The organism is Pseudoalteromonas sp. GCY (assembly GCF_016695175.1).
Lineage (GTDB): Bacteria > Pseudomonadota > Gammaproteobacteria > Enterobacterales > Alteromonadaceae > Pseudoalteromonas.
This window is the reverse complement of record NZ_CP068023.1, coordinates 3,436,094-3,462,500: the sequence shown is the minus strand read 5'-3', so window position 1 is coordinate 3,462,500 and position 26,407 is coordinate 3,436,094. Positions and strand designations below refer to the sequence as shown.

Annotated in this window: 19 protein-coding genes and 2 rRNA genes (1 of these 21 only partly in view); 14 read left to right on the top strand and 7 right to left on the bottom strand. The window is 44.1% G+C overall.

All coding sequences use genetic code 11. From position 1 onward, the window contains the following. Positions 1–2,091, top strand: a 23S ribosomal RNA gene (locus JJQ94_RS20900); it begins 793 nt to the left of the window's first position. Between the two features lie 115 nt (positions 2,092–2,206). Beyond that, positions 2,207–2,320, top strand: a 5S ribosomal RNA gene (rrf, locus tag JJQ94_RS20895). Positions 2,321–2,655: 335 nt separating this feature from the next. On the opposite strand, the gene purU is transcribed toward rrf, so the two are convergent. Continuing rightward, a complete protein-coding gene (gene purU / locus JJQ94_RS20890) occupies positions 2,656–3,486 on the bottom strand; it encodes a formyltetrahydrofolate deformylase (protein WP_045989754.1) in 831 nt (276 codons plus the stop codon). Between the two features lie 117 nt (positions 3,487–3,603). After that, positions 3,604–7,029, bottom strand: coding sequence for a PAS domain-containing hybrid sensor histidine kinase/response regulator (locus JJQ94_RS20885; RefSeq protein ID WP_099031637.1), 3,426 nt, complete (start codon positions 7,027–7,029; stop codon positions 3,604–3,606). Between the two features lie 410 nt (positions 7,030–7,439). On the opposite strand from JJQ94_RS20885, the gene JJQ94_RS20880 reads away from it, so the two are divergent. The 12 genes from JJQ94_RS20880 (at position 7,440) to JJQ94_RS20825 (ending at position 22,409) form a co-directional block, all read left to right on the top strand. Then, positions 7,440–7,703 carry a DUF4212 domain-containing protein gene (locus JJQ94_RS20880; RefSeq protein WP_010378736.1) on the top strand — a complete coding sequence of 88 codons (264 nt, stop codon included), beginning with the start codon at positions 7,440–7,442 and terminating at the stop codon, positions 7,701–7,703. 11 nt (positions 7,704–7,714) lie between these two features. Next, positions 7,715–9,439: a sodium:solute symporter family protein gene (locus JJQ94_RS20875; RefSeq protein ID WP_099031638.1), complete on the top strand. Its 1,725-nt coding sequence runs from the start codon at positions 7,715–7,717 to the stop codon at positions 9,437–9,439. Between the two features lie 90 nt (positions 9,440–9,529). Continuing rightward, positions 9,530–11,368 carry a DUF294 nucleotidyltransferase-like domain-containing protein gene (locus JJQ94_RS20870; RefSeq protein ID WP_099031670.1) on the top strand — a complete coding sequence of 613 codons (1,839 nt, stop codon included), beginning with the start codon at positions 9,530–9,532 and terminating at the stop codon, positions 11,366–11,368. A gap of 3 nt (positions 11,369–11,371) precedes the next feature. Beyond that, the gene (locus JJQ94_RS20865; RefSeq protein ID WP_099031639.1) at positions 11,372–11,989 is read left to right on the top strand and encodes a 3'-5' exonuclease; all 618 of its coding nucleotides are present in this window, start codon (positions 11,372–11,374) and stop codon (positions 11,987–11,989) included. Between the two features lie 109 nt (positions 11,990–12,098). After that, entirely contained in the window at positions 12,099–13,109 is a 1,011-nt protein-coding gene (gene epd / locus JJQ94_RS20860) for an erythrose-4-phosphate dehydrogenase (protein ID WP_099031640.1), read from the top strand. Positions 13,110–13,236: 127 nt separating this feature from the next. Then, positions 13,237–14,415, top strand: coding sequence for a phosphoglycerate kinase (locus JJQ94_RS20855; RefSeq protein WP_099031641.1), 1,179 nt, complete (start codon positions 13,237–13,239; stop codon positions 14,413–14,415). 198 nt (positions 14,416–14,613) lie between these two features. Next, a complete protein-coding gene (gene fba / locus JJQ94_RS20850; protein WP_010607559.1) occupies positions 14,614–15,678 on the top strand; it encodes a class II fructose-bisphosphate aldolase in 1,065 nt (354 codons plus the stop codon). 528 nt (positions 15,679–16,206) lie between these two features. Next, positions 16,207–17,160, top strand: a complete 954-nt coding sequence (locus JJQ94_RS20845; RefSeq protein ID WP_099031642.1) for a porin — start codon at positions 16,207–16,209, stop codon at positions 17,158–17,160. Positions 17,161–17,461: 301 nt separating this feature from the next. Continuing rightward, positions 17,462–18,151, top strand: a complete 690-nt coding sequence (gene phoB, locus JJQ94_RS20840) for a phosphate regulon transcriptional regulator PhoB (RefSeq protein WP_010378755.1) — start codon at positions 17,462–17,464, stop codon at positions 18,149–18,151. Positions 18,152–18,202: 51 nt separating this feature from the next. Beyond that, positions 18,203–19,531: a phosphate regulon sensor histidine kinase PhoR gene (gene phoR / locus JJQ94_RS20835; protein ID WP_099031643.1), complete on the top strand. Its 1,329-nt coding sequence runs from the start codon at positions 18,203–18,205 to the stop codon at positions 19,529–19,531. 77 nt (positions 19,532–19,608) lie between these two features. Continuing rightward, entirely contained in the window at positions 19,609–20,577 is a 969-nt protein-coding gene (locus JJQ94_RS20830; protein ID WP_099031644.1) for a PstS family phosphate ABC transporter substrate-binding protein, read from the top strand. Positions 20,578–20,786: 209 nt separating this feature from the next. Then, positions 20,787–22,409: a methyl-accepting chemotaxis protein gene (locus tag JJQ94_RS20825; protein WP_099031645.1), complete on the top strand. Its 1,623-nt coding sequence runs from the start codon at positions 20,787–20,789 to the stop codon at positions 22,407–22,409. Positions 22,410–22,473: 64 nt separating this feature from the next. Here the strand turns inward: JJQ94_RS20825 and JJQ94_RS20820 are convergent, their stop codons facing one another. From JJQ94_RS20820 to panB, 5 genes are all read right to left on the bottom strand, one after another. After that, entirely contained in the window at positions 22,474–22,881 is a 408-nt protein-coding gene (locus tag JJQ94_RS20820) for a phosphate ABC transporter substrate-binding protein (protein ID WP_099031646.1), read from the bottom strand. Positions 22,882–22,892: 11 nt separating this feature from the next. Then, positions 22,893–24,086, bottom strand: coding sequence for a porin (locus tag JJQ94_RS20815; protein ID WP_099031647.1), 1,194 nt, complete (start codon positions 24,084–24,086; stop codon positions 22,893–22,895). Between the two features lie 341 nt (positions 24,087–24,427). Next, entirely contained in the window at positions 24,428–24,658 is a 231-nt protein-coding gene (locus JJQ94_RS20810) for a hypothetical protein (protein WP_099031648.1), read from the bottom strand. Between the two features lie 9 nt (positions 24,659–24,667). Beyond that, entirely contained in the window at positions 24,668–25,516 is an 849-nt protein-coding gene (gene panC / locus JJQ94_RS20805; protein WP_099031649.1) for a pantoate--beta-alanine ligase, read from the bottom strand. An 85-nt stretch (positions 25,517–25,601) separates the two neighbouring features. After that, positions 25,602–26,396 carry a 3-methyl-2-oxobutanoate hydroxymethyltransferase gene (panB, locus tag JJQ94_RS20800; protein ID WP_017216568.1) on the bottom strand — a complete coding sequence of 265 codons (795 nt, stop codon included), beginning with the start codon at positions 26,394–26,396 and terminating at the stop codon, positions 25,602–25,604. Positions 26,397–26,407: the final 11 nt, after the last annotated feature.

The window sequence follows — 26,407 nt, the reverse complement described above, 5'->3', positions numbered from 1 at the left end:
TGGTTCTCCCCGAAATCTATTTAGGTAGAGCCTCGGACGAATACTTACGGGGGTAGAGCACTGTTAAGGCTAGGGGGTCATCCCGACTTACCAACCCTTTGCAAACTCCGAATACCGTAAAGTAATATCCGGGAGACACACGGCGGGTGCTAACGTCCGTCGTGGAGAGGGAAACAACCCAGACCGTCAGCTAAGGTCCCAAAGTGTATGTTAAGTGGGAAACGATGTGGGAAGGCTAAAACAGCTAGGAGGTTGGCTTAGAAGCAGCCACCCTTTAAAGAAAGCGTAATAGCTCACTAGTCGAGTCGGCCTGCGCGGAAGATGTAACGGGGCTAAACATACCACCGAAGCTACGGCTGCGAACTTAGTTCGCGGGGTAGGGGAGCGTTCTGTAAGTGGCTGAAGGTGTGCCGGGAGGCATGCTGGACATATCAGAAGTGCGAATGCTGACATGAGTAACGACAAGAGGAGTGAAAAACTCCTCCGCCGGAAGACCAAGGGTTCCTATCCCATGTTAATCAGGGTAGGGTGAGTCGACCCCTAAGGCGAGGCTGAAGAGCGTAGTCGATGGGAAACGGGTTAATATTCCCGTACTCGGTATGAATGCGATGGGGGGACGGAGCAGGCTAGGCAAGCATGGCGTTGGTTGTCCATGTGAAAGGCTGTAGGCTGGTGACTTAGGAAAATCCGGGTTGCCAAGGCTGAGAGTCGAGACGAGCCACTAAGGTGGTGAAGTTGTTGATGCCCTACTTCCAGGAAAAGCCTCTAAGCTTCAGTTCATACTGAATCGTACCCTAAACCGACACAGGTGGTCAGGTAGAGAATACTAAGGCGCTTGAGAGAACTCGGGTGAAGGAACTAGGCAAAATTGTACCGTAACTTCGGGAGAAGGTACGCTCTTGTTTGTGAAGGACTTGCTCTGTAAGCAAACGAGAGCCGCAGTGACCAGGTGGCTGGGACTGTTTATTAAAAACACAGCACTGTGCAAAATCGTAAGATGACGTATACGGTGTGACACCTGCCCGGTGCCGGAAGGTTAATTGATGGGGTTAGCTTAGGCGAAGCTCTTGATCGAAGCCCCGGTAAACGGCGGCCGTAACTATAACGGTCCTAAGGTAGCGAAATTCCTTGTCGGGTAAGTTCCGACCTGCACGAATGGTGTAACCATGGCCACGCTGTCTCCACCCGAGACTCAGTGAAATTGAAATCGCAGTGAAGATGCTGTGTACCCGCGGCTAGACGGAAAGACCCCGTGAACCTTTACTACAGCTTGGCACTGAACATTGACCCTACATGTGTAGGATAGGTGGGAGGCTTTGAAGCAGAGACGCTAGTTTCTGTGGAGCCGACCTTGAAATACCACCCTTGTAGTGTTGATGTTCTAACTTAGGCCCCTGAATCGGGGTTGAGGACAGTGCCTGGTGGGTAGTTTGACTGGGGCGGTCTCCTCCCAAAGAGTAACGGAGGAGCACGAAGGTTTGCTAAGTACGGTCGGACATCGTACGGTTAGTGTAATGGTAGAAGCAAGCTTAACTGCGAGACAGACACGTCGAGCAGGTACGAAAGTAGGTCATAGTGATCCGGTGGTTCTGAATGGAAGGGCCATCGCTCAACGGATAAAAGGTACTCCGGGGATAACAGGCTGATACCGCCCAAGAGTTCATATCGACGGCGGTGTTTGGCACCTCGATGTCGGCTCATCACATCCTGGGGCTGAAGTCGGTCCCAAGGGTATGGCTGTTCGCCATTTAAAGTGGTACGCGAGCTGGGTTTAGAACGTCGTGAGACAGTTCGGTCCCTATCTGCCGTGGGCGTTTGAGAATTGAGAGGGGCTGCTCCTAGTACGAGAGGACCGGAGTGGACGAACCGCTGGTGTTCGGGTTGTGATGCCAATTGCATTGCCCGGTAGCTACGTTCGGAACTGATAACCGCTGAAAGCATCTAAGCGGGAAGCAGGCCTCGAGATGAGTTCTCACTTTGACTTAGAGTCAACTGAAGGGCCGTTGAAGACTACAACGTTGATAGGCGAGATGTGGAAGTGCTGTGAGGCATTAAGCTAACTCGTACTAATTACCCGTGAGGCTTAACCATACAACGCCAAAGTGGTTTAAGCGACAGAAGTTAATAGACTAAAGTAGACAAAAGAATTTAATAAGCTTTTCCGGATTTACATTGATGAAGGAGACTTCATTGATGAACAGAATTTCCTGGTGACTATAGCGTTTTGGACCCACCTGACCCCATGCCGAACTCAGAAGTGAAACAAAACAGCGTCGATGATAGTGTGGATTACCCATGTGAAAGTAGAACATCGCCAGGGCCAAATAAGAGAAACCCGTTGCAGCAATGCGACGGGTTTTTTGCTGTTTGTGATTTAAAAACCTCGCGAGGTAAACTCGCTCCCACTCCCACCATAGCATCAGCACAGTGCAACATGGTAGGAGGCGGTTTACCCGCCGATAGGTTGCAATGAAGTTCCGGCAAAGAACCATGCACATCAAAACCCGTTTCAGCAATGTGGCGGGTTTTTGCTGTTTGAGAAACAGAAAACCTCGCGAGGTGAAATCGCTCCTACCACCGAATACACAGCATTGTGGGAGTGCACGCATCCATACGTTTATTTCCTATGTTGCTAAACTGCGCTTTTGGACTTGATTATGAAAAGACGACGGTTTTATTGCCGTTAATGAAAAGCTTATGCTCGCAGGCTAATTGTAACGCGTTACAAAATACTGTTTTTTCAATGTCTCTACCGATTTTTGCCATCTCTTCAGCATTTTGAGCATGGCTAACTTGCGTGACATTTTGGGCAATAATAGGTCCTTCATCTAATTCATCATTAACAAAGTGAGCGGTAGCGCCAATAATTTTCACGCCACGCTCAAATGCCTGATGGTAGGGTTTTGCACCGATAAAGGCAGGCAAGAATGAGTGGTGAATATTGATAATTTTCCCGTCAAAGCGTGATACAAATTCCGGTGTTAAGATCCGCATATACTTTGCCAAGCCAACAATATCAGGATCATATTGTGCGATTAAATCGGCCATTGCACTGTCGTGTTCAGCTCTACTCAACCCTTCATGTGATACCAGATGAAAAGGAATACCAAAGCCTTTAACAAGGGGTTCCAACGTATCATAGTTTGCGATAACTGCTTGTACTTCAATATTGAATGCTTGTTCGTATTGTTTAAGCAACACGCCGCCTAAGCAGTGCGCTTCCTTCGTCGCAAGTAGCACCACTTTTGTTCGTTCTTGCCCGTATAGGTTTAATTTGGCGCCAGTTGGTAATGACTGACGAAGTTGTGCCAGAAAGTTATCACTGGGTGTGCCTGTGAGCTCTGTACGCATAAAGAAGCGCTGTCCTTCTTTATCTACAAATTCGTTATTGCGCGTGATGTTTAGGTCGTGCTCATGGCAAAGACTAGTGATCTTCGCGATCAGTCCTATGTCATCTTTGCACTCTGTCGTTAGTATGTAACTCATTTCCTCATTCCAATTCGTCTAGGCGAACTTTCAGAATACTGCGAATTGGCAGTGAGATAAATGCTTAACAACAAAAAACTTTGCGATTGTTATCGTATTCAGTAACTGTCTGTGCGCTCACCGCCCATGGTTGAGCAGAGCTTTGAGTTTTGCTGGCTTTACTGGCTTAGACAGGTAATGGATCTGCTCGCTCTTAGCGGCGACTTTTACTTCTTCATCCCTCACGGCAGTAATTAAAATAGCTGGAACCGTATCTTGCCACTTGGTGCGTAGCGATTTGATCAAAGAGATCCCATCACAGTTATCGTTAAGTTGGTAATCCATCAAAATAACATCTGGTGCTGGATTATGTTTTGCGTAAGCAAGCGCGTCTTCTACTTTGTAAAACAGCTGATAGTGGCAATGCCATTTATCTAGCAGGCTCGCCATCGCTGCTAGATTTTTCGGGTCATCATCAACCGCGATGACATTAAGTTGAGTTTTGCTTTGTGGCTTTTGACTAATATCTTCTTTTACTTGGAGTAAATCCACATTGCCATAGGGTATGTCTATGGCAAAGCGGCTGCCTTGATTGACAACCGAATTCACTGAAATTGTGATAGACAATAAATCGCATAGACGTTTTACAACACCAAGTCCAAGCCCAATCCCTTTATTATCACCTGCCTGAATACGATAAAAATCGTTAAAGATCTTATTCTGCTCATGGTTTGAAATACCAGGACCGGTATCCCACACTTCAAGTCTCAAACTATGTTTACGACATCGACAGGCGATAAGCACTTTGCCACTATCGGTATACTTAACGGCGTTGGAGACTAGATTTTGAATGATCCGGCGTAGGTAGGTGGTGTCGCTGTGTACTATGCTATGGGAGCTTCTCACCTTAAGTTTGAGACCTTTCTCTTTTGAAATAATGGAATACTCATTTGCCAGCGGTAGTAAGATATCGTCGATGTTGAAGTGCCTAGGGGTTGGCTTCATCGCACCTTGCTCAAGTTTTGCAATATCCAAAAGCGCACTCATTAGGTGTACAGTAGAGTCTAGGCTATCGGTGAGTTTTTCAAAGTTACCCTGATCTTTACTTATTAAATTGTGGGTATCAATCGCTGCTAAGTACAGGCGTGCGGCATTAAGTGGCTGCAAAATATCATGACTGGCAAGCGCTAAGAAGCGGGTTTTACTCTCATTTGCTTGTTCTGCTTCTTTTTTAGCGGCCATTAGTGCCTGCTCTGTTTCGTGACGATTGGCTATTTCAGCTTTAAGATCCATATTAATGGTGCGGATCTCTTGGGTTCTGGCTTCAATACGGTTCTCTAGATCCATATTGATTTCTTCCAGTGCGTTTTGCGTGGCAATATGCGTAGTAATATCTGAAAAACTCGTCACAAACCCGCCTTCTGGCAGCGGGTTTCCCGTCATCTCAAATACTTGGCCATTACGACGGTGGCGAATAAAGTGGTGAGGAGTGCCATTTTTCAGATGTTGAACTCGTTTATCAACGTGTTTATCAATTTCACCAGGTCCGCATTCACCGCGCTCGGCGTTAAAGCGGATCACTTCCTCTATCGGTTGTCCTACTTCTAAGAAACCGTCTGGGTAGGCGAACATCTCGTGATAACGCCTGTTCCATGCAACGAGTTTTAGATCTTTATCAACAACCGAAATCCCATGGCTTAGATTTTCTAATGAGGTATAAAGTAGGTTTTGGTTGAACTGTAGTGCTTGTGTGGTTTCATCAAAAAAGTTAACCACCTCTTCAAATGCCATTTGGCGACCCGATGACACGGTACGGATCAGAGCTTGGGCAGATGAAGCACCGAGCACGCCCGTGAGTGCGCGCTCGCAGAATGAGATAAATTCAGGAGCTGGGTACGCATCATTATCTTCTAAAATATTATTTTGAGCATAGTGCCCGAGCAGTTGCTGACTGCGCTGAACCCCCAAGAAGGTTTGTAGCAGCACTTTAAAGTCATACACGGTAGCGCGAACTTGTTTATTCAAGCGTTTGGAGAGTGCAGCCTGATCTTTAGGGTTTACGAATGCCGCGGCCTGAATACGGTCGATTAGGCGCTCCTGTGCACCGATAGAAAAGCTAATATAGCAGCTAATGTTGGCGAGCAGTGCAAGTAAAGTTCCTCGGGTGATAAGGGTCTGGCGCATTTCATAATCAAGTAATCCACCAGCTTCCAGAATTGGAAACATAAGAAATAGCATCCAGCAGATAAAACCAGCGATGAGCCCCGCATATACGCCATACGCATGGCCTTTGCGCCAATAAAGCCCACCGACAATAGCTGGCAATAGCTGAGTAACTAATGAGAAGGCAACTAATCCCATATTCGCAAGGGCTTCACCATGACCAAACCATTGCTGGTACATATATGAAAGCAATAAGATTGCGGCGATAACAAAGCGTCGAACTAAGAGTATTTGACTCTTAAAACTGCTGTTTAGAATGTTCTTCTTAAATTTACGCTTGAACAACAAAGGCAATACCACATCGTTTGATAACATGGTGCTAAGTGTGAGAGTCGCAACGACTATCATGGCCGTTGCCGCTGATAAACCGCCGATAAATACAAATGTAGCGAGGATCGGATGCTCCATCATGATAGGTAAAGCGAGTACGAAACTATCCGGTGCGGCACCATAGCCAATATCGGGGTGGATAGCGGCGGTAGCGATTGGGATGATCATGGCGGCTATCAATAACAGGTAAAGTGTAAATGCCCAGCGTGCGGTCTTTAAGTGTGAAGTGTTGTGGTTATCTACCACTACAACATGAAATTGTCGTGGCAAACAGACGATGGCAGCCGCTGCCATGAGCGTTTGTCCAACGAAATTGAAGTTAAAGAAGTCAAAAGATTGCCAATGTTCGCTCAATGCTTCAAATGAGTCGGGAACCTTAGTCAAGGATTGCCATGCAAGCACGGCAACAATACCGAGTGCGAGTAGTTTAACGATAGATTCAAAAGCAACGGCCAACATCAACCCTGAGCGATACTCAGTCACATCCACCTTTCTGGTGCCAAAGAAAATCGCAAATAATGCCATGATCAAGGTGCCAGCTAATGCGAGCGCAGTGCCAGACACTTGCTCATCCTGCTGTAATAACAAGAAGCTACTACTCAAGGCTTTGAGCTGGAGTGCAATATACGGAATGGTTGCCAATAGGGCTATCATCGTTACCATGACGGCCGTAGTTTGGCGTTTACCGTATCGCGCCGAAATGAAGTCGGCAATTGTGGTGATATTCTGCTTTTTACTGACCAATATTAGTTTGCGTAAAAAACCCTGACCGAACAAAAACAGTAAAATGGGCCCTAAAAGAATAGGGAAGTAATGCCAGCTACTGGTGGCCGCAGTACCTACCGAGCCGTAGTAAGTCCAAGAGGTACAATAGATCCCTAGAGAGAAGGCATAAACAAACGGATGATGACTAATTTTGAGTGCGCGGGGGGTGGTTTTATCTCCCCAGTTGGCGAGCCAAAAAAGTACACCAATATAAGCAGCGGCAACAAGGAGTAAAATGGCAGTCATAATGTTTGTTATAGTTTTTGGTATTAATATCGTCATACTTTAGCAAACAAATGCCACCCATAGTCTAGTTTACTCTATAATTTTATTTGAGATTTATATCTTATTTAAAATCAAAGTATTAGAGTTTTATTTGGTGAGTAAAGAGGTTCATTCACCATTCAAGTTAGACTAATGTCTTACTGTCGTATCCACTCATTGAAAATACATATTCATCCAACCTGTTTTGACTTATCTGTTTGTTTATAAAGACTTTTTAATTCTAATAAATACCACGCATCTGCAGTTTACGTAAACGTTAATTTGCCGTTACGACTAAGGTCTCAATTTCAACTTACCAAGCCGTTGCTACTCTCATTAAGGTCTATTAACACAACTTGCTCCATGTTGGAGCGGGTGATAGGAGATTTAAAATGGCTTTTAAAAGTGAAGAACAAGCGAAAGCATATTGGTCAGAAAATCTCGCCTTGATGTTTAAGCTACTCACTATTTGGTTTGTCGTCTCATTTGGATTCGGCATCCTGTTAGTTGATGTGCTCAACGAAGTTCGTTTTTTTGGATTTAAACTCGGATTTTGGTTTTCTCAGCAAGGCGCAATTTATACTTTTGTTGCGTTAATTTTTGTCTACGTTTCAAAAATGAATGCGTTAGACAAAAAATACGGCGTGGACGAGTGAGGAGCTAATCGATGGATGTTCAAATTTTAACTTTTATTATCGTCGGCCTTAGTTTTGCGCTCTATATCGGTATCGCTATCTGGGCGAGAGCTGGGTCCACGAATGAATTCTATGTTGCTGGCGGCGGTGTACCTCCTGTTGCAAACGGTATGGCAACTGCAGCAGATTGGATGAGTGCAGCGTCCTTTATTTCAATGGCGGGGATTATTTCCTTCGCGGGCTACGACGGCGGTGTTTACCTCATGGGGTGGACTGGCGGTTATGTATTACTTGCACTGTGTTTAGCACCTTATTTGCGTAAATTTGGTAAGTTCACGGTACCGGATTTTATCGGTGACCGTTACTATTCTCAGGTTGCACGTGTGGTTGCAATTCTTTGTGCTATTTTCATCTGCTTTACCTATATTGCTGGTCAAATGCGTGGTGTTGGTGTGGTGTTCTCTCGTTTCCTAGAAGTGGATATTGAAACGGGTGTTTACATCGGTATGGTGATTGTATTCTTCTACGCGGTACTTGGTGGCATGAAAGGGATCACTTATACACAGGTCGCTCAGTATTGTGTACTCGTATTCGCTTATTTGGTTCCTGCTATTTTCATCTCACTGATGATGACGGGCCACTTGCTACCACAAACCGGTTTTGGTGCAACGCTGGCTGATGGCTCGGGCACCTATTTACTCGACAAGCTAGATGGACTCAGTACCGAGCTCGGTTTTGCGCAGTACACCGAAGGTTCAAAGAGCATGGTTGATGTCTTTGCGATTACCGCTGCACTTATGGTTGGTACTGCTGGTCTGCCACATGTAATCGTTCGCTTCTTTACCGTTCCTAGAGTAAAAGATACCCGCATTTCAGCAGCTTGGACCTTAGTGTTTATCGCTATCGTATATACAACTGCACCCGCTGTTGCATCGTTCGCTCGTGTAAACATGATCGACACTATCAATGGTAAAGATGGTAGTGGTACGGTTTATGAAGAAGCGCCACAGTGGGTGAAGAACTGGGAAAGAACGGGCCTTATCGTATTCAACGATAAAAACGGTGACGGCAAAATGCAGTACTCTGCGGGCAAGATTGATGATCCTGCAAGTGCAAACGAAGTGAATATTGACCGCGATATCATGGTATTGGCGAATCCAGAAATTGCGAATCTGCCTGCGTGGGTGATTGCATTGGTCGCTGCGGGTGGTATTGCAGCAGCGCTATCGACAACCGCTGGTTTGCTACTGGTTATTTCAACATCGGTATCACATGATTTGTTGAAGCGTACCATTAAGCCAGATATCAACGATAAACAAGAATTGCTGGCTGCGCGCTTAGCGGCGATGGTTGCTATCGCAATCTCGGCATACTTTGGTATAAACCCTCCAGGGTTTGTCGCCTCGGTGGTTGCATTTGCCTTTGGTTTGGCTGCGGCGAGCTTCTTCCCTGCAATTATCATGGGGATATTCTCTAAGCGAATGAATAAAGAAGGTGCGATTGCCGGCATGATAACGGGCATAGGTTTCACTGCGGCTTATATTATTTACTTTAAGTTTGTCAGCCCTGAGCTAAATGCGCCTGCAAACTGGTTGTTTGGTATTTCTCCTGAAGGGATCGGTATTGTGGGTATGCTAGTGAACTTCGTTGTAGCTGCACTGGTTATGAAAGTGACCGCAGATACACCTGAAGAAGTGAAAGTGATGGTCGATGGGATCCGCAACCCTAAAGGCTCTAGCGCAGCTCACGCACACTAAGCAATGCTACTCGAATTTGCCCAGCCAGCGTGCTGGGCAAATTTGTTTTTGATAGTGCAAAATTGTAGACGATTAAAAGGACAGTTAGGTATGACGCCAGAAATTCAAGATGTCTTTCAGTTTGTTTATAAACAAGCCCCGTTTTCTGAATTGCCCGAAGCGGCTGCCAGCTACTTTTCAAAACACATCGAAATTGTTTATCTTAGCCAGACAAATCAACAAGATTGGCTTCAAGATGGCAAGCCAAATCTATATCTGCTGCGCTCTGGTGTGATTGATCTTATCTCGGCTAAAGACGAAGTCATTGGTCGCATGAGTGAGGGAGACTACTTTGGTTATCCTTCTTTACTAACGGGTGATGCCATTCAAAATCGCATCGAAGTTCAAAAAGATGGTTTGGTTTATATTCTCAACGAGCAGAACTTTGATTTTTTGCGCCGAGAATACAAACCTTTTGAGCAATATTTTGTTAGAGCACACGCTAACCGATTACTTTCTTCTCGTTATAAACAGCAAAGCGAAACTTGGTCAGAACGGAAAATATCTGAGCTAATGACTAAAGATGCGGTTACTATCGCGCCGACTGCGAGTATTCGTGAGGCCGCTAAATTGATGAGCCAGCATCGAGTTTCATCAATTATGGTCACGGAGCAAGCGCGCTTGGTTGGCGTTGTGACGGATAGAGATCTGCGCAATCGAGTTCTGGCCCAAGACAAAGATCCCAATGCCCCACTTGCTGAGATCATGACGGAAAAGCCAAAACATATCTTTGAAAACAACCGTGTGTTTTCGGCCCTGCATTTAATGCTTAAGCATAATATTCATCATCTGCCAGTGTTAAATGAAGCATACAAACCACTAGGCATGTTGACCAGTACCGATCTGCTCAGACAGCAAAAAAGCGATCCGGTGCAACTTATTGGCAGGATCTATAAAGCACAAAATCTTCTGGCTATCAAAAACTGCGCTCAGGAGATCCCGGATCTATTGCGTCAATTTTCCTATCATATCGAAGATATTTCACTGATCGGCAAGCTACTAAGTGGCCTCACTGATGCACTCACATCAAGATTAATCTATCTATACCAACAGCAGCATGGCGCCGCGCCATGTCGCTTTGCGTGGATCTGTTTTGGCTCTCAGGCACGGGAAGAGCAAACCTTACATTCAGATCAAGACAATGGCTTATTGCTACCAGACAATATCAGCGACAATGAGCGCTGCTATTTTGCTGCTTTAGGTGCGTTTGTCTGTGAGCAACTCAACGAGTGCGGTATTCAATCTTGCCCGGGGAATATCATGGCCAGTAATTCAGACTGTCGTGGTACGGTTGCCCAATGGACTGAAAGGTTTAGCAAGTGGATCTTGTCTCCTACGCCAAAGGCAATGCTCAATTGCAAGATCTACTTTGATATGCGTTTTATTGATGGCGCCAGCGATCTGTATGCAACTCTTCGCCAATCTTTGGAGCAGATCAGTCGAAACGAGCTGTTTTATGCGGCAATGGCGACAGACATCAACGCAAATTCGGTACCTATTGGGATCTTTCAACAATTTAAGCTGGAAAAAGACAAGAGCAAACATAAGTATTTAGATCTGAAAAAACGTGGGGTTGCCATTATCAACGATGTGGTTAGGTTGTATGCGCTAAAGGTTGGGGTTGCAAGAGCTAACACATTAGAGCGCCTAGAGGCACTGACTAAAAGCCCATTACTTGCTAAGTCGGATATCGATAATCTAAAAGACTGTTGGCGGTTCTTAACACAATTGCGGTTAAAGACTCAAATCAACCGTGAAGGATTACCAGGAAATTGTATTAACCCAGAAAACCTCTCTTCTCTTGAACGGCATCAACTCAAAGAAGCATTTTATTTAGTAAAACAAGCACAGCAGGCGAGTGCGTTTAAGTTTGCTCGAGGGAGTTTGTAAGCAATGAACTGGTTTTCTCACTCAGTTGCTAAGTGGCGCTACAAACATCTGCCGTTTGCGCAAGCCGAGTTGGTGGTGCTAGACCTTGAGCTCACCGGGCTTGATCCCAAGCGCCATGAAATTGTGTCGGCTGGTTGGTTACCGATTAAAAATATGCGGATCCAAGTGAAAGATGCGCAGTATCATTTGAACTGTGAGGTGCGAACGCTAGCACAAAGTCCAGTTTTTCATGGTATTGATAGTAGTCGATTGGCTGACGGTGAGTCCTTACAAACTTTACTGCTGGCGCTTCAGCGCGCGCTCCACGGTAAAGTGTTGGTATGTCATAACGTACAGATGGATTGGGCGTTTCTTAAGGCGGCATTTCAGCGTTTTGAGCTAAACGTAAGACCTGCTTTGCTGTTAGATACCATGCAGATAGATAAGCGTCGTGTGTTAAAGCAAGGCTATCCGTTGGCGCAAGATGCATTAACACTAAACGCTTGTAGAATACGTTATGGTTTACCTCCTCACCAATTGCATGATGCGCTTAGCGATGCTTTAGCGACAGCGGAGCTACTGTTGGCGCAATCTCAGGCCATTTGTGCTGGTGGTAAATGTAAAATTGCGGATTTAACTTGAGTTAAAAAATTGCCCTAGCCCCTTACACATTTCACTCAGGTCGATTACAATAGCGCCATCAAAACGAAGGGGAACTTTCGTACTTGCGACTTCATGGATTTTCAATTTAATGACAATCAAGCTTGCAATTAATGGCTTTGGTCGAATAGGGCGTAATATCGTAAGAGCACTCTATGAGTCGGGTCGTCACCACGAAATACAAATTGTAGCCATCAATGAGTTAGCGGATCCTAAAGGGATCGCGCATCTTCTAAAATACGATACCTCACATGGGCGTTTTGCTTTTCCAGTTTCGTTAACAGAATCTTTTTTGGAAGTAGCTGAGGATAAGATCCAGTTATTTTCAGAGCCAGATCCAAGTCACCTGCCTTGGCGCGCGCTGGATGTTGATGTCGTGCTCGATTGCACTGGCGTCTATCATTCTCGTCAGCATGCGCTCGCGCATATTCAGGCTGGGGCAAAGAAAGTATTATTTTCACATCCCGCGGATGCTGATGTTGATGCGACGGTGATCTATGGTATCAACGAAGAGATACTGTTACCTGAGCACACCATTGTGTCTAACGGCTCATGTACAACAAACTGTATTGTTCCGGTAATTAAAGTGCTAGACGATAAGTTTGGTGTCGAGTCTGGTGCTATTACGACTATTCACGCCTCTATGCATGATCAACAAGTGATTGATGCTTATCACAGTGATTTACGGCGTACGCGTGCGGCAAGCCAATCCATCATTCCTGTTGATACTAAGCTTGCTCGCGGTATTGAACGTATTTTACCTAAGTTCCAAGGTCGTTTTGAGGCGATCGCGGTGCGGGTGCCAACAATCAATGTTACGGCGATGGATCTGAGCGTTACGCTCAATGAAAATGTCACAATTGATGCGGTAAACTCGGTTCTAAAACAGGCCGCTGGTGGTCGTTTAGAAGGGGTGCTGAGCTACACTGAAGAGCCGCTAGTGTCGGTTGATTTTAATCACGATCCACATTCTTGTATTATAGATGGTACGCAAACTCGAGTAAGTCACAAGCGCTTAGTTAAGCTGCTAGTTTGGTGTGATAACGAGTGGGGTTTTGCTAATCGTATGCTTGATACCGCTTGCGTGATGATGCGTGGCTAATCATTTGTTTCAGACGCTGTTATAATCAAATTGTCTGCACAAAATTAAAACAATAATTCAAACCGAGGTGGCAAACGATTGCTGCCTTGTAGATAACAAAATGTATCGTTCTTTAAGGAGATGTCCAATGTCAGTCATTAAGATGGCGGATTTAGATTTAAACGGCAAGCGTGTGTTGATCCGCGAAGACCTAAATGTGCCAATTAAAGATGGCAAAGTCGCGTCGGACGCGCGGATCCGTGCTGCACTACCTAGTATCAAATTAGCACTAGAAAAAGGCGCTAAAGTGATGGTGATGTCTCACCTTGGTCGTCCAACCGAGGGAGAGTATGATGCACAATACTCTATGCAGCCGGTTGTGGATTATCTTAATGATGCGTTATCTCAAGATGTACGTTTAGTGACTGACTATCTTGACGGCGTGGATGTACAAGACAATGAAGTTATCGTATTCGAAAACGTGCGTTTTAACGTTGGCGAGAAGAAAGACGATGAAGTACTTGCGAAAAAATTAGCAGCGCTTTGTGATGTCTACGTGATGGATGCCTTTGGTACAGCGCACCGCGCACAGGCTTCAACACATGGTGTTGGTTTGTATGCTGAGGTGGCTTGTGCAGGTCCATTGCTTGCGGCTGAACTAGACGCGCTTGGCAAAGCACTAGATAATCCAGCTCGTCCTTTGGTGGCCATCGTCGGCGGCTCTAAAGTATCAACCAAACTAACCGTGCTTGATTCATTGTCTAAGGTTGTCGACCAACTCGTTACTGGTGGCGGTATTGCAAATACTTTCATTGCTGCAGCGGGTAACCCTGTTGGTAAGTCGCTGTACGAAGCGGATTTGATCCCTGAAGCGAACAAGCTAGTGGCTGCTGCCAGAGCGAATGACGGTGATATTCCTGTTCCGACTGATGTGGTTGTAGGTAATGAGTTTTCAGAATCTGCGGTTGCGACCATTAAAGATGTAAGCGAAGTGTCAGACGAAGACATGATCTTCGACATCGGTCCTGATACTGCAACTCAACTCGCTGAGATCATTGCAAGTGCTGGCACTGTGGTTTGGAATGGCCCTGTAGGCGTATTTGAATTTGATCAATTTGGTAATGGTACTGAAGCGATTGCCAATGCCATCGCTAAGTCGTCAGCATTCTCAATTGCTGGTGGTGGCGATACGTTAGCTGCTATCGATAAGTATGGTGTTGAGCAAGATATCTCTTATATTTCTACAGGTGGTGGTGCTTTCCTTGAGTTCCTTGAGGGTAAAACACTTCCTGCGGTTGCCATGCTTGAGCAGCGAGCTAAAGACTAAAATTGATTGAGGTAGCGTTAAGCTGCCTCTTAATATCAGGTAAACATCACTCTCTCACATACTTGATGTTTGCTTGACGACGCGTAGCGTCCGGTTAGCCAACAAATAAAGTGGTTAACTTCATCAGCGTTGGCTGGTGTAAACATATTATCCGTTCAAACCGATAGCGGTGGCTATCAACAATTGGAGAAAAGCAATATGGCTTTAATCAGTATGCGTCAACTTCTCGATCATGCAGCTGAGCATGGTTATGGCGTTCCGGCGTTTAACGTGAATAACCAAGAGCAAATGCGTGCGATCATGGAAGCTGCGGACAAGACAAATAGTCCGGTTATCGTGCAAGGTTCTGCTGGTGCACGCAAATATGCTGGTGCACCATTTATCCGCCACATGATTTTAGCGGCTGTAGAAGAATGGCCTCATATTCCAGTTGTAATGCACCAAGATCATGGTACTTCACCTGCTGTATGTCAGCGCTCAATTCAACTTGGTTTCTCATCAGTCATGATGGACGGCTCTCTAATGGAAGACGGTAAAACGCCTTCAAGCTACGAGTATAATGTGGACGTTACTCGTCGTACTGTTGAAATGGCGCACGCTTGTGGCGTGTCTGTTGAGGGCGAGCTAGGTGTACTTGGTTCTCTTGAAACCGGCGAAGCTGGTGAAGAAGACGGTATTGGCGCTGAAGGTAAATTAACAGAAGATCAGCTACTGACAGATCCGGAAGAAGCTGCAGACTTCGTCAAGAAAACCAATGTAGATGCGCTTGCTATTGCGTGTGGAACATCACACGGTGCTTATAAATTTACTCGTCCACCAACGGGCGATATCTTAGCAATTAACCGCATCAAAGAAATCCACGCTCGTATTCCTGATACCCACTTAGTAATGCATGGTTCGTCTTCAGTGCCGCAGGATTGGTTAGCAATTATCAATGAGTTTGGTGGCGAAATCCCTGAGACCTACGGTGTACCGGTCGAGCAAATTGTTGAAGGTATTAAATTCGGTGTTCGTAAAGTTAATATCGATACCGATCTACGTTTAGCATCAACAGGTGCTATTCGTCGCCACCTTGCGCAAAACCCAAGCAATTTCGATCCACGCAAATTCTTAGCGGAAGCGACGAAAGCGATGACTGAGATCTGTGTTGCGCGCTACGAAGCGTTCGGTACAGCTGGTCAAGCAGCTAAGATCAAGCCAATTTCACTTGATGATATGCACTTGAGATATCTAACTGGTGAGTTAGATCCTAAAGTGAAATAACTTACGGATCAAAATTTGACTAAGTAAAATTGTGCATCGCACTCAGATACTTCAAAAAGCCTCTGAAATAGAGGCTTTTTTGTATCTGATCCTTGATTGGAAACCAATGTTAAATAGGGCTTGCAGGGGGAGAATACACTTGGATCGCTATTTTACTAGCGGGGTAAATAGGGATCAGATCTTTACTAACAAAGATCATTGTTTAACTAAGTAGATATATTTCAAAATCTCAGATCAATAAGTTAGCTTCTCTTAGATCATTTTTATACCAACTTGATCCATCGCTAAGCTGCAATAGGTTAGTAAGAAAATGATCTTGGGGACGATCTTGTTAGTAAAAATCTGATCCTGACAATGGATGACCCCTACCAGTTAATAAAATACTGATCCCGGAGTCAGTTTCTTGATCTCCAGCTAAAAGTGTCTAACTTTAAAAATACGAGATCTGTTCGCTACCTCCTCTCTGTCTGGCTTCAGCATCTCAAACCTTGTTGTACTGCGCCCAAATACTATCCAAGGTGATCAAAGATGAAAATGAAATACCTACCATTTGTTGCTCTAAGCCTTTGCTCTATGAGTGTCTGTAGTTATGCAAACGAAGCTGTATCTCTATACGGTAGAGCTCATGTCGGTGTACAGAATTCTGATAAAGATGGTGACAGCGATACTTCAATTGAAAGCTATAACTCTCGCATGGGATTAAAGGGATCGGCAAAGCTGCAAGAAGGACTTGAGATTTTTTATAAATATGAATTCCAAGTTGAGATCACGGATCAAGACAAAGATGGTAAGTCAGGTGATAACCTTACAGCACGCTCTCAGTATCTTGGGGTTAAAGGGAGCTATGGTCAGCTCCTGATCGGCCGTGATGATACACCGATGAAAAAGTCGCAAGGCAAAGTGGACCTAATGAATGACTTTTCTGGTGATATTAATTCGTTCTTTGTTGGTGAAAATCGCCTTGGTGACACCGTGCAATATACGACTCCGGCTATTAATCATTTGCAGTTTACAGTGAGTTATATTGCCGAAGACAACAGCAAACAAAACGGCGAAGATGGCTTATCTTTGTCGGCAAGTTACGGTGATAGCAAACTCAAGAAAACCAATGTATATGTTGCTGTTGCCCATGACAATAAAGTCGCGGGACAAGACATTAATCGCGTGACGGTACAAGGAAAACTGGGGGACTTTAAACTCGGCGGTATGTATCAACAAAATGAAGCGATAGATAGTGATGAGGAAGTAGATAGTTTCATGGTGAGTGCTGCTTACCAGATTGAGTCATATACCTTACTGGCCCAGTATCAAGATTCGGATGGTGCAGCAGGTAAGCTGAAAGACTCTGGCAATGCAGCCTCAGTAGGTGTGGAAAAAAGTCTAAGTAAACAAGCTCGTATGTATCTTTGGTATTCTAAATTTTCTTTGGATAACAACGAAGATCACAACACGATGGCGGTCACATTGAGGTATGACTTTTAATGTACAAAGGCGTCTGGCTATTTACAAAAGGCGTGCTGATTTTGCGGTTAATTGCGGCGTCGCTTTTATAGTATGGCTTGGAGGTCGCAGTCCATATTTCGAAAACACTATTTTGAGACCAACGTTTTAGCATAAAATAGATTTAAAATCAGATGATTACAAATAAATAAGGTATTCCCTTTGTAGCCAAAAAAGAGATTTTTTTGGCTTGTTTTGCGTTTACACGTTACACTTTCATAAAAATGTCACAGTTAGTCATAATAATGACATCAACAACGTCGGTAACGAGAGAACATTGGGAATGTCACGTAAAGTACTTGTAGTTGATGATGAAGCACCTATCAGAGAAATGTTGGTGTTCGTACTAGAGCAAAATGGTTTTCAAGCAATTGAAGCGGAAGACTATGATTCAGCAGTTGCTGCTATGGTAGAACCTTATCCAGATATGGTGCTACTAGACTGGATGCTGCCAGGAGGCAGTGGTATTCAAATTGCTAAAAAGTTTAAGCAAAGTGAATATACCCGTCAGATCCCAATCATCATGCTAACGGCAAGAGGTGAAGAGGAAGACAAAGTTAAAGGATTAGAGGTTGGTGCGGACGATTATGTGACAAAGCCTTTCTCTCCTAAAGAACTAATGGCTCGTATTAAAGCGGTAATGCGTCGAGTTTCACCGACGTCGCTAGAAGAAGCGATAGAAGTTCACGGATTACGTTTAGACCCTATTTCTCACCGAGTGACATCTGCGGGCACTGAGTTAGATATGGGGCCGACAGAGTTTCGTTTATTACATTTCTTCATGACACACCCTGAACGTGTTTATAGCCGTGAACAGCTGTTAGATCACGTATGGGGCACTAACGTGTACGTTGAAGATCGCACTGTAGACGTTCATATTCGTCGCTTACGTAAAGCTATCGCACCGCTTGGTCACGATCGCTTAGTGCAAACCGTACGTGGTGCAGGTTACCGCTTTTCGAGTAAACTGTAATTAGTATTCCAAGAGGAACTGAATTCTTTGGTTCCTAAATGGATTTAGTCTATGTATCGAGTGATTGATAAACAGGCGTTAACAAGACGCCTGTTTTTGTATTTCCTACCACTAGCCTTAATTGGCTATTTAGTCAGTGCACCTTTTCTGTTTCTTTTCATCGGTGCTTTCGTCTTATTAGTTTGGCATTACAAACAACTCTATCGTTTGAGCGACTGGCTGCTCAACCAACGTAGTTTTAATCCACCTGAAGGTAAGGGCGCTTGGGAACAAGTGTTCGAAGGGATCTATCAGCTTCAGCAACGTAATCGCAAAAAGCGTAATGAACTCGCTGAACTGATCCGACGCTTTCGTGAGGGGGCTGAAGCTATCCCTGACGCGGTCGTTGTACTGCAACAAGACCTCAGTATTGTGTGGTGTAACCAATTAGCCTTGAAAGTGTTAGGTTTGCAATGGCCTACAGATCATGGTCAAAGATTGGATAACCTTATCCGAGATCCTAAATTTGTAAAATACATGCATGAACATCGCTTTGATGAAGCATTAGAGCTTGAGACCGGGCTTGCACATGAGCAAGTGTTGGAAATACGGGTCATGCCTTATGCCGAGCAGCTTATGCTAGTGGCGCGTGATGTTAGCCGACTGAAGCAATTAGAGCAGATGCGTAAAGACTTTGTCGCAAACGTATCTCATGAGCTAAGAACGCCGCTAACCGTCATGGCTGGCTATCTAGAGATGATGGACAGCGACAATATGCCACCTCCCGCGATGTGGGCTAAAGCACACGGCACTATGATAGATCAGTGTAAACGGATGGATAGTCTGGTAAATCAACTTCTTTCCTTGTCTCGAATCGAAGGGGCGAGAAAGCAAGACAATGACAAAGCCGTGAATATACCTGCGATGCTTGATCTTATTCATACCGAAGCGAAGTCACTTAATCAGGAAAAGGGCCATGAGCTCGTTTTTGATATTGATGCGACTTTGGATATCAAAGGGGCTGGGGATGAGTTACGCAGTGCTTACTCAAATTTAATTTTTAATGCTATTCATTACACCAAACCCGGTGGGCACATTCATGTACGTTGGTATTTAGAAAACGACTTGCCGACGTTTAGTGTGGTCGATAATGGCGATGGTATCGCGCCTGAACACATTAACCGCCTAACAGAACGTTTTTACCGTGTGGATAAAGCACGTAGTCGAAAAACAGGCGGCTCAGGCCTTGGTTTAGCAATCACCAAACATGTGTTGTCTCGCCATGACTCTGCTCTACATATTGAAAGTAAAGTAGGTGAAGGCTCTCGTTTTTGGTTTACTTTCCCAAAACAAAAGCGAATTTTTATGACAAACGATGAAAGTCATAAAAGTGTAATTTAAGAGTAATTTTATTGTCATTTTATCGCTGCACAATGAGCTGCGTAAAATAACTGGGACCAACAACTGGAGTGACCCCAATGAAATTTAAAAGCTTAGTTGCCGCAATGGGTGTGGCTATTACTACATTAGTTTCTACTCAAGTATCTGCTTTAGACGAAAAGTTACCAGAGTATAATAAAACCAGCGGTATCTCAGGAAACTTCTCTTCTGTAGGTTCTGATACGCTTGCCAACATGATGACGTTTTGGGCAGAAGAATATAAAAGAATTTACCCTAACGTAAATATCCAAATCCAAGCTGCTGGTTCTTCAACTGCACCACCAGCGCTAACGGAAGCAACAGCAAACTTCGGCCCAATGAGCCGTAAGATGAAGTCAAAAGAAATCGAAGCTTTTGAAAAGCGTTACGGTTATAAGCCAACAGAAATCCGCGTAGCAATTGATGCACTAGCGGTATTTGTACACAAAGATAACCCAATTGAAGGCTTAACAATTGAACAAGTAGATTCAATCTTCTCTTCAACGCGCAAGTGTGGTGCATCTGCACAAGCAAATCGCTGGAGTGATATAGGTCTAACGGGTGATTGGGCGGCGAAAGATATTCAGCTTTATGGTCGTAACTCAGTATCTGGTACTTATGGTTACTTCAAGAAAAAAGCACTGTGTAAAGGTGACTTCCGCAATAATGTTAACGAGCAGCCAGGCTCTGCGTCTGTAGTACAGTCTATCTCGTCTTCAGTGAATGCGATTGGTTACTCTGGTATCGGTTATAAAACGTCAGGCGTACGTACAGTACCACTAGCGAAAAAAGGCACGAATTACGTTGATGCAACATTAGAAAACGTGGCACAGGGTAAATACCCACTGTCTCGCTTCCTATACTTATATGTGAACAAGCACCCTAATAAAGAATTAGCACCTATCGAAGCTGAATTCTTGAAGATGGTACTGTCTAAAGAAGGTCAAAAGATTGTTGAGAAAGACGGTTATGTTCCTCTTTCTAGCGAAATGGCGACACGCGAATTGAAAAAGTTAGGTTTACTCTAATCAATTACTCAACCCGCTAATTACTTGTTGTTATTGATGCCGCTCATTGAGCGGCATTTTTTATTTTCACACTTCCATGTTCCCAGATTGAATAATTTGTTTAAATCTTCATCCTCAAGCGGCAAAAAAGCTGGAAATATTCTATATTTAGTTAAAATTTATAATAAATCAGTCGATAATGAACTCGTCTTACTTCAAAAGGTGTATATATGAGTCTAGGTACTGCTTTTGCTGATCTTAGTATCACCAAAAAGATCCACGCAATTACGCTCGTTGCGGTTGTCGCTTTTGTGGTTATCGTTTTTGTTAATTACAACGCTATTAGCTCTAATCAAAGAGCTTTAAATGAATTAGAGGAGCAGACATACAAAATTCTTAACCTCGCCACGGAAAACGCAAATAAGCTGCAGAATTTAGATGAGCTATTCACTCAAGCTGTAACCTTCGGGGATGCTGAATTACTAGATAAAGCAAAAGAATATCAACAGCAAATCCAAGCTAACCTGCAAAAAATTGAGTCGGTACAAAGCGGCTTTATGCCTTCAGATAATAGCGACGAACTTGTACAGTACGGCAAAATTGCGCAACAAATTGCTGGGGGAATGATAGATGGTACAGCTGACTTTTCCCGTATCCAAGAAGATGCCAAAAAGAAAACTGAAATCTACGAAGGCCTAGTCGCCGATTTTACCAAGGCTAAAACGAACGCGAATGACCGCTTTATCGAATTACTACAAAACACCGAAGAGCGCTCAGCAAACGCGCTAACAATCATGTTGATTGTGGCTGTTATTTCTTTACTCGTTCTGGTTTTCTTAGCGGTTGTGATTGCAAGAGGTATTGGTAACTCTGCTAAGGATGCGGCGCAAAATCTGAAACTATTAGCGCAGGGGCAGGGGTCTTTGTCTACCACGCTCAATGTGCGCTCTCACGATGAAATTGGCCAAGTATCCATAAACTTCAATGAATTTGTTGCGTTACTAAAAGGGGCGGTTGTCGAGGTGATGAGTGTCGTCGAACCTTTGATGAAAGACTCAAGTCGTCTTGTTCAGGGGATGGAAAAAGCTGAAGGGGCAACTAATCAACAAACGCATGACGCGGAAGTGGTACGCCAATCAATGGAAGAAATGCGTTTGAGTGTTGGTGATATCTCTCACTCGGCGTCACAAGCGTCTGATGCTGCCCAGTTGGCCGAACAAGAAGTTGAGCAGAGTAAGCGTCAAATTCAGGTGTCGGTTAACGAGTCACAAGCGTTAAGTGAAGAAATTAATCATGCGGCAGAGACGATCAACAAGCTAGCTGATGATACACAGAATGTGACGCAAATCTTAAATGTGATCACATCAATTGCAGAGCAAACCAATTTACTTGCCTTGAATGCCGCGATTGAGGCGGCTCGTGCTGGTGAGCAAGGTCGAGGCTTTGCGGTGGTTGCCGATGAAGTCCGCGAATTAGCCTCAAGAACGGCAAAGTCGACCAACGAGATAAGAGAACTTTTAAATGTGCTTACAGAAGCGGCAAATCAAGCAGTGAAAGCGATGACAAGTGCAAGCAGTATGGCAATTAACAACGCCGAAGCAGCAGCGCAAACCGGGCAGTCGATTGAGCAGATAGCGGCACAAATCTTGTCTATTAATAGCATGAACGGTCAAATTGCTGCGGCGACGGAAGAGCAGACTTCTGTAGCAGCTATGGTAGTAAACAATGTGACATCTATGCACCAGTCTTTCCAAGACACAATGCAAGCGTTGAATGAAGTACAAGACGTTGCTGAAAATCTCCATGTATTGTCCGACAACCTGAAAGATGCAACCTCAAAATTTAGAGTCTAATACTTTATAAAAGAGAAATCATAAACGATAAATAAAAACAGCCACATAAAGTGGCTGTTTTTAATTAGTATTTACCAATTACTTTGACGGCATCGGTCACTTTACTAGCATCAATATAGCCGATAGCGTCTGCATTGCTCGAAACAAAATCAATTACCGCTTGGTCGCTATCTAGCTTCTTCGGAGGTGTCCCCTTACCGGTGAATACTAATTTGGACCAATGGGCATTTAGTTGAGAGCTAGATTTGCCGATCACTTTGTCGTTAAACTCGTCAAATACCGCATTACCATCCTGATTCACAGGGGTCGCACTACTACCATCGGCAAATGATTTGCTTTTGCCTAGGAATAGCTTTTTGATGGTACCATCATCCACGGTAGATGCATTTGCTGAATTCACGATAACAGCAATATCTGCCAAAGCTGCATGACTGGCTAACAGTAGCCCTAAGGTCATTATTTTTTTGATCATATTAGCCTCCGTTAGAATACTAAATCGATACCGAAGCTCAACAGCTCAACTTTTTGATCTGTTAGCGTGTTATCGAATTGGTTTAGTTCAATTTTGAATGCAGCTGACGGATGGAAGTCATAACGTGCACCAATACTCCACGTTTCTGACTCTGCACGAGCGCCTGCAAGCGCACCATTAACCAGTGTTCTTAAATAAGGCGCATTTGGATTGGTTGGATCGGTTGTAACGGGAATAGTGACACCATTTGGAGCGCTGATGGTGAGTGGGACAGAATTAAACTCTCCGTTCTCATTCTTATCTTCATTATGTTCGTAGGTTAGGTGGAGTGTCCACGTATCAATACGGTAACCAAGGGAAGCGTAATACTGTTGTTGTTTAGCAAGTATGCTGTTATCCACGTCGAACTGAGTGTATTCAGCATCGAACAAGATATCGTTATAGTCGATAGAAACACCAATCGCGGCAAAGTAAGCATCATCTTTATCGACAGCAATATCATCCGCTTGTTGAGTTAGTCCATAGCCATTCAACCCCGCTAATAATCCAGATAGTTCAGGGCTATTAGCTGCGCTAATGCTCGCTTCGGTAGCAAAGTAGGCCGCACGCGCACTGAACCAATCTCTGCTTAGTGTCCAGTTAATACCTACTGTGTTGTTTAACTCAGCTTCATCAGAGTAGGTGATGGCAACAATGTCGTCATCTACGCTACCTAAAGCCAATTGTACTGTGCTTTCCCATTCCCCTAACGTCGAGTTATGGATATAACTTAGTCCGTTATAGGTGCTAAAGCTTAGGTTATATACCGATTGAGGTGGTTTAACCCAGCGGTATGCATAGCCGACATCTAAAAAGTCAGAGTAGCGATAGAATGGAATACGCATTTTACCTGCGCTTATCTGTGACGAGTCTGAAATCGCATAAGTTAAGTATGCCCATTCAAACTCGGCATCAAAGTCGTTCTGACCACGACCTACGATCTGTGCTGTGGCAGTTAGACTTTCTTGTAGATCGGCGGAAAGTTGTAGGGCGAATAAGCTACGATTCTCCATATCAAAATCATTGTCATAGCCATATAGAGTGTCGTCACTATCTAGCGTTTGACCACCAATAATGGAAGCAAAACCATTAATTCTGATTTCAGCGGCGCTGTGAAAACTAACTGTCCCAAGCGCTATCGCTAATGCAATTGCTGACTTTTTCATATTGATTCCCATTTTCTTTGCAAAGAGTCGTGTCGGTAACACTCATTAAAAGCGCTGATACTGAGCACAAAAGTCGTGTTACTTTTGTCTTAGAGATTAGAATAAAAACCAGAAATAACAAGTTATTAAGAAAAGTTAGTGCTCACTGCCTAGATTGTTTAATCAACCAAGTCTTGAGCCAAGTTAAGTTGGTGTTGTATGTCTATCTCATCAGACCAGTTTATTGTATCGCAAAATATTCTAAAAAGGTGAATAAAAAATAACGGCGGAAGTCGGGAAGTATTTGTATTTAAAAGAATATTATTTTTAGCTGGGGCGCTTAGTCGCTAAAAAAGAGCAAACTATCGTTTGCTCTCGGTAATTTTTTCGGCCTGTGCTTTGCAGGCATTATACTGCTCAATACATTTATCAGTGCATACCTGTAAAGACATTGTCTCTGGTGTGTTTTGCATTTCACAGCTGCGTTCGCATTGATAATTCTGTTGCGCACATTGATTTAGCTCAGGTGAGATAGAGTTACTACACCCCAATAGGGTGGTAGAAAGTACTAACAAGGTGAACGCAGTTTTCATTATTATTCCTTAGACTGTGACTTGAATATTATCAATCAGTCTGACTTTGCCGAGAAAAGCTGCGGCAAGAATGACGAGTTGATTATCTTCGAGTGTAGCAGGTTTCAAGCTATCTTTTTGACAAATGTTAAAGTAATCCAACTTTAAACCCGCATTATGCAGCATTTCTGTTGCATTTTTTGTTACCTTCGCAAAATCTTTTTCGCCATTCTCTAAAGCGTCAGATGCTGCTTTTAATGCTTGAAAAAGTACTTTAGCAGTATCTTTTTCTGATTCAGAGAGGTAACCATTACGTGAACTCATTGCCAGTCCAGAAACTTCTCTTTGAGTCGCAACACCAATCACTTCAACAGGAATAGATAAGTCTTTCACCATTGTTTTGATGACCTGTAACTGTTGAAAGTCTTTTTCACCAAAGCAGGCAAAATCAGGTTGTACTAAGTTAAACAGTTTTGTGACAACAGTTGCAACACCGCGAAAGTGCCCTGGGCGTGTGCCACCGCAGTGTCCTTCAGATACTCCCGGCACATCAACAAAACTCTGCGCATTTAGGCCGTTAGGATATATGGTCTCAACGGTAGGCGTAAACACAATATCGGTTTCTAGTTCTGCAAGGCCTTGCTTGTCTTGCTCAAGCGTACGTGGGTAACTGTCGAGGTCTTCGTTCGCACCAAATTGCATTGGGTTTACAAAGATACTGACAACGACTTTATCCGCTAGGGTTTTTGCTTTTTCTACTAAGGAAAAATGACCACGGTGAAGGTTGCCCATCGTTGGTACGAAGGCAATGCTCAACCCTTGTTGGCGCCAAGCTTTAATCTGGCTTCGTAACGATTTAATCTCAGTAACTGATTGCATGTTGTACTCTAACTCAATAATAACAATACTAACCCAAACAAAACGCTTGGATCAGACTCAGCGATAAGCATCGCTCATCGTAAATTTAATTAAATTCGTGATCAGGCCCTGGAAAGTCACCTGATTGCACGTCTGCACAAAACTTTTTCACCGCATCTGGCATGTTGCCAGTTTCGAGCAGGAAGTTCTTCGAGAACTTAGGAATATAGCCTGCAGAAATACCAACCAAGTCATGCATAACCAAAATTTGGCCATCGGTCTCTTTACCAGCGCCAATACCAATTACCGGAATTGCCACGGCATCGGTAATGCGTTTAGCCAATGCTGAAGGCACACATTCAATCACAATCATTTGTGCACCAGCACGTTCTAACGCTTGTGCATCGGCTATCATCTTTTGTGCCTGTGCTTCTTCACGACCTTGAATTTTAAAGCCACCAAACACGTGCACTGATTGTGGTGTTAAACCTAAATGACCACAAACTGGGATCCCTTGCTGAGTAAGCAGTGCAATGCTGTCGTAAAGCCATTCACCACCTTCAAGCTTAACCATGTTAGCACCAGAGCGCATCAAGGTAGCTGCATTCTGACAGGCTGACTGTGGATCTGAATAGCTCATAAAAGGCATATCGGCGATAACGAATAGCTCTTTACTACCAGCTCTGACACAACGGGTGTGATAGGCAATGTCATCCGTGGTAACGGCTAAAGTGTCTTCACCACCTTGTAAAACCATACCCAGAGAATCACCCACTAAGATGACATCTACGCCATTGTCGTGAAATAACTTTGCAAAACTTGCATCGTATGCGGTGAGGGCTGTTATTTTTGTTCCTTCACGCTTCATTTTGGCAAGTGTTGAGACGGAAATTTTTGCCATGGTAAACCCCT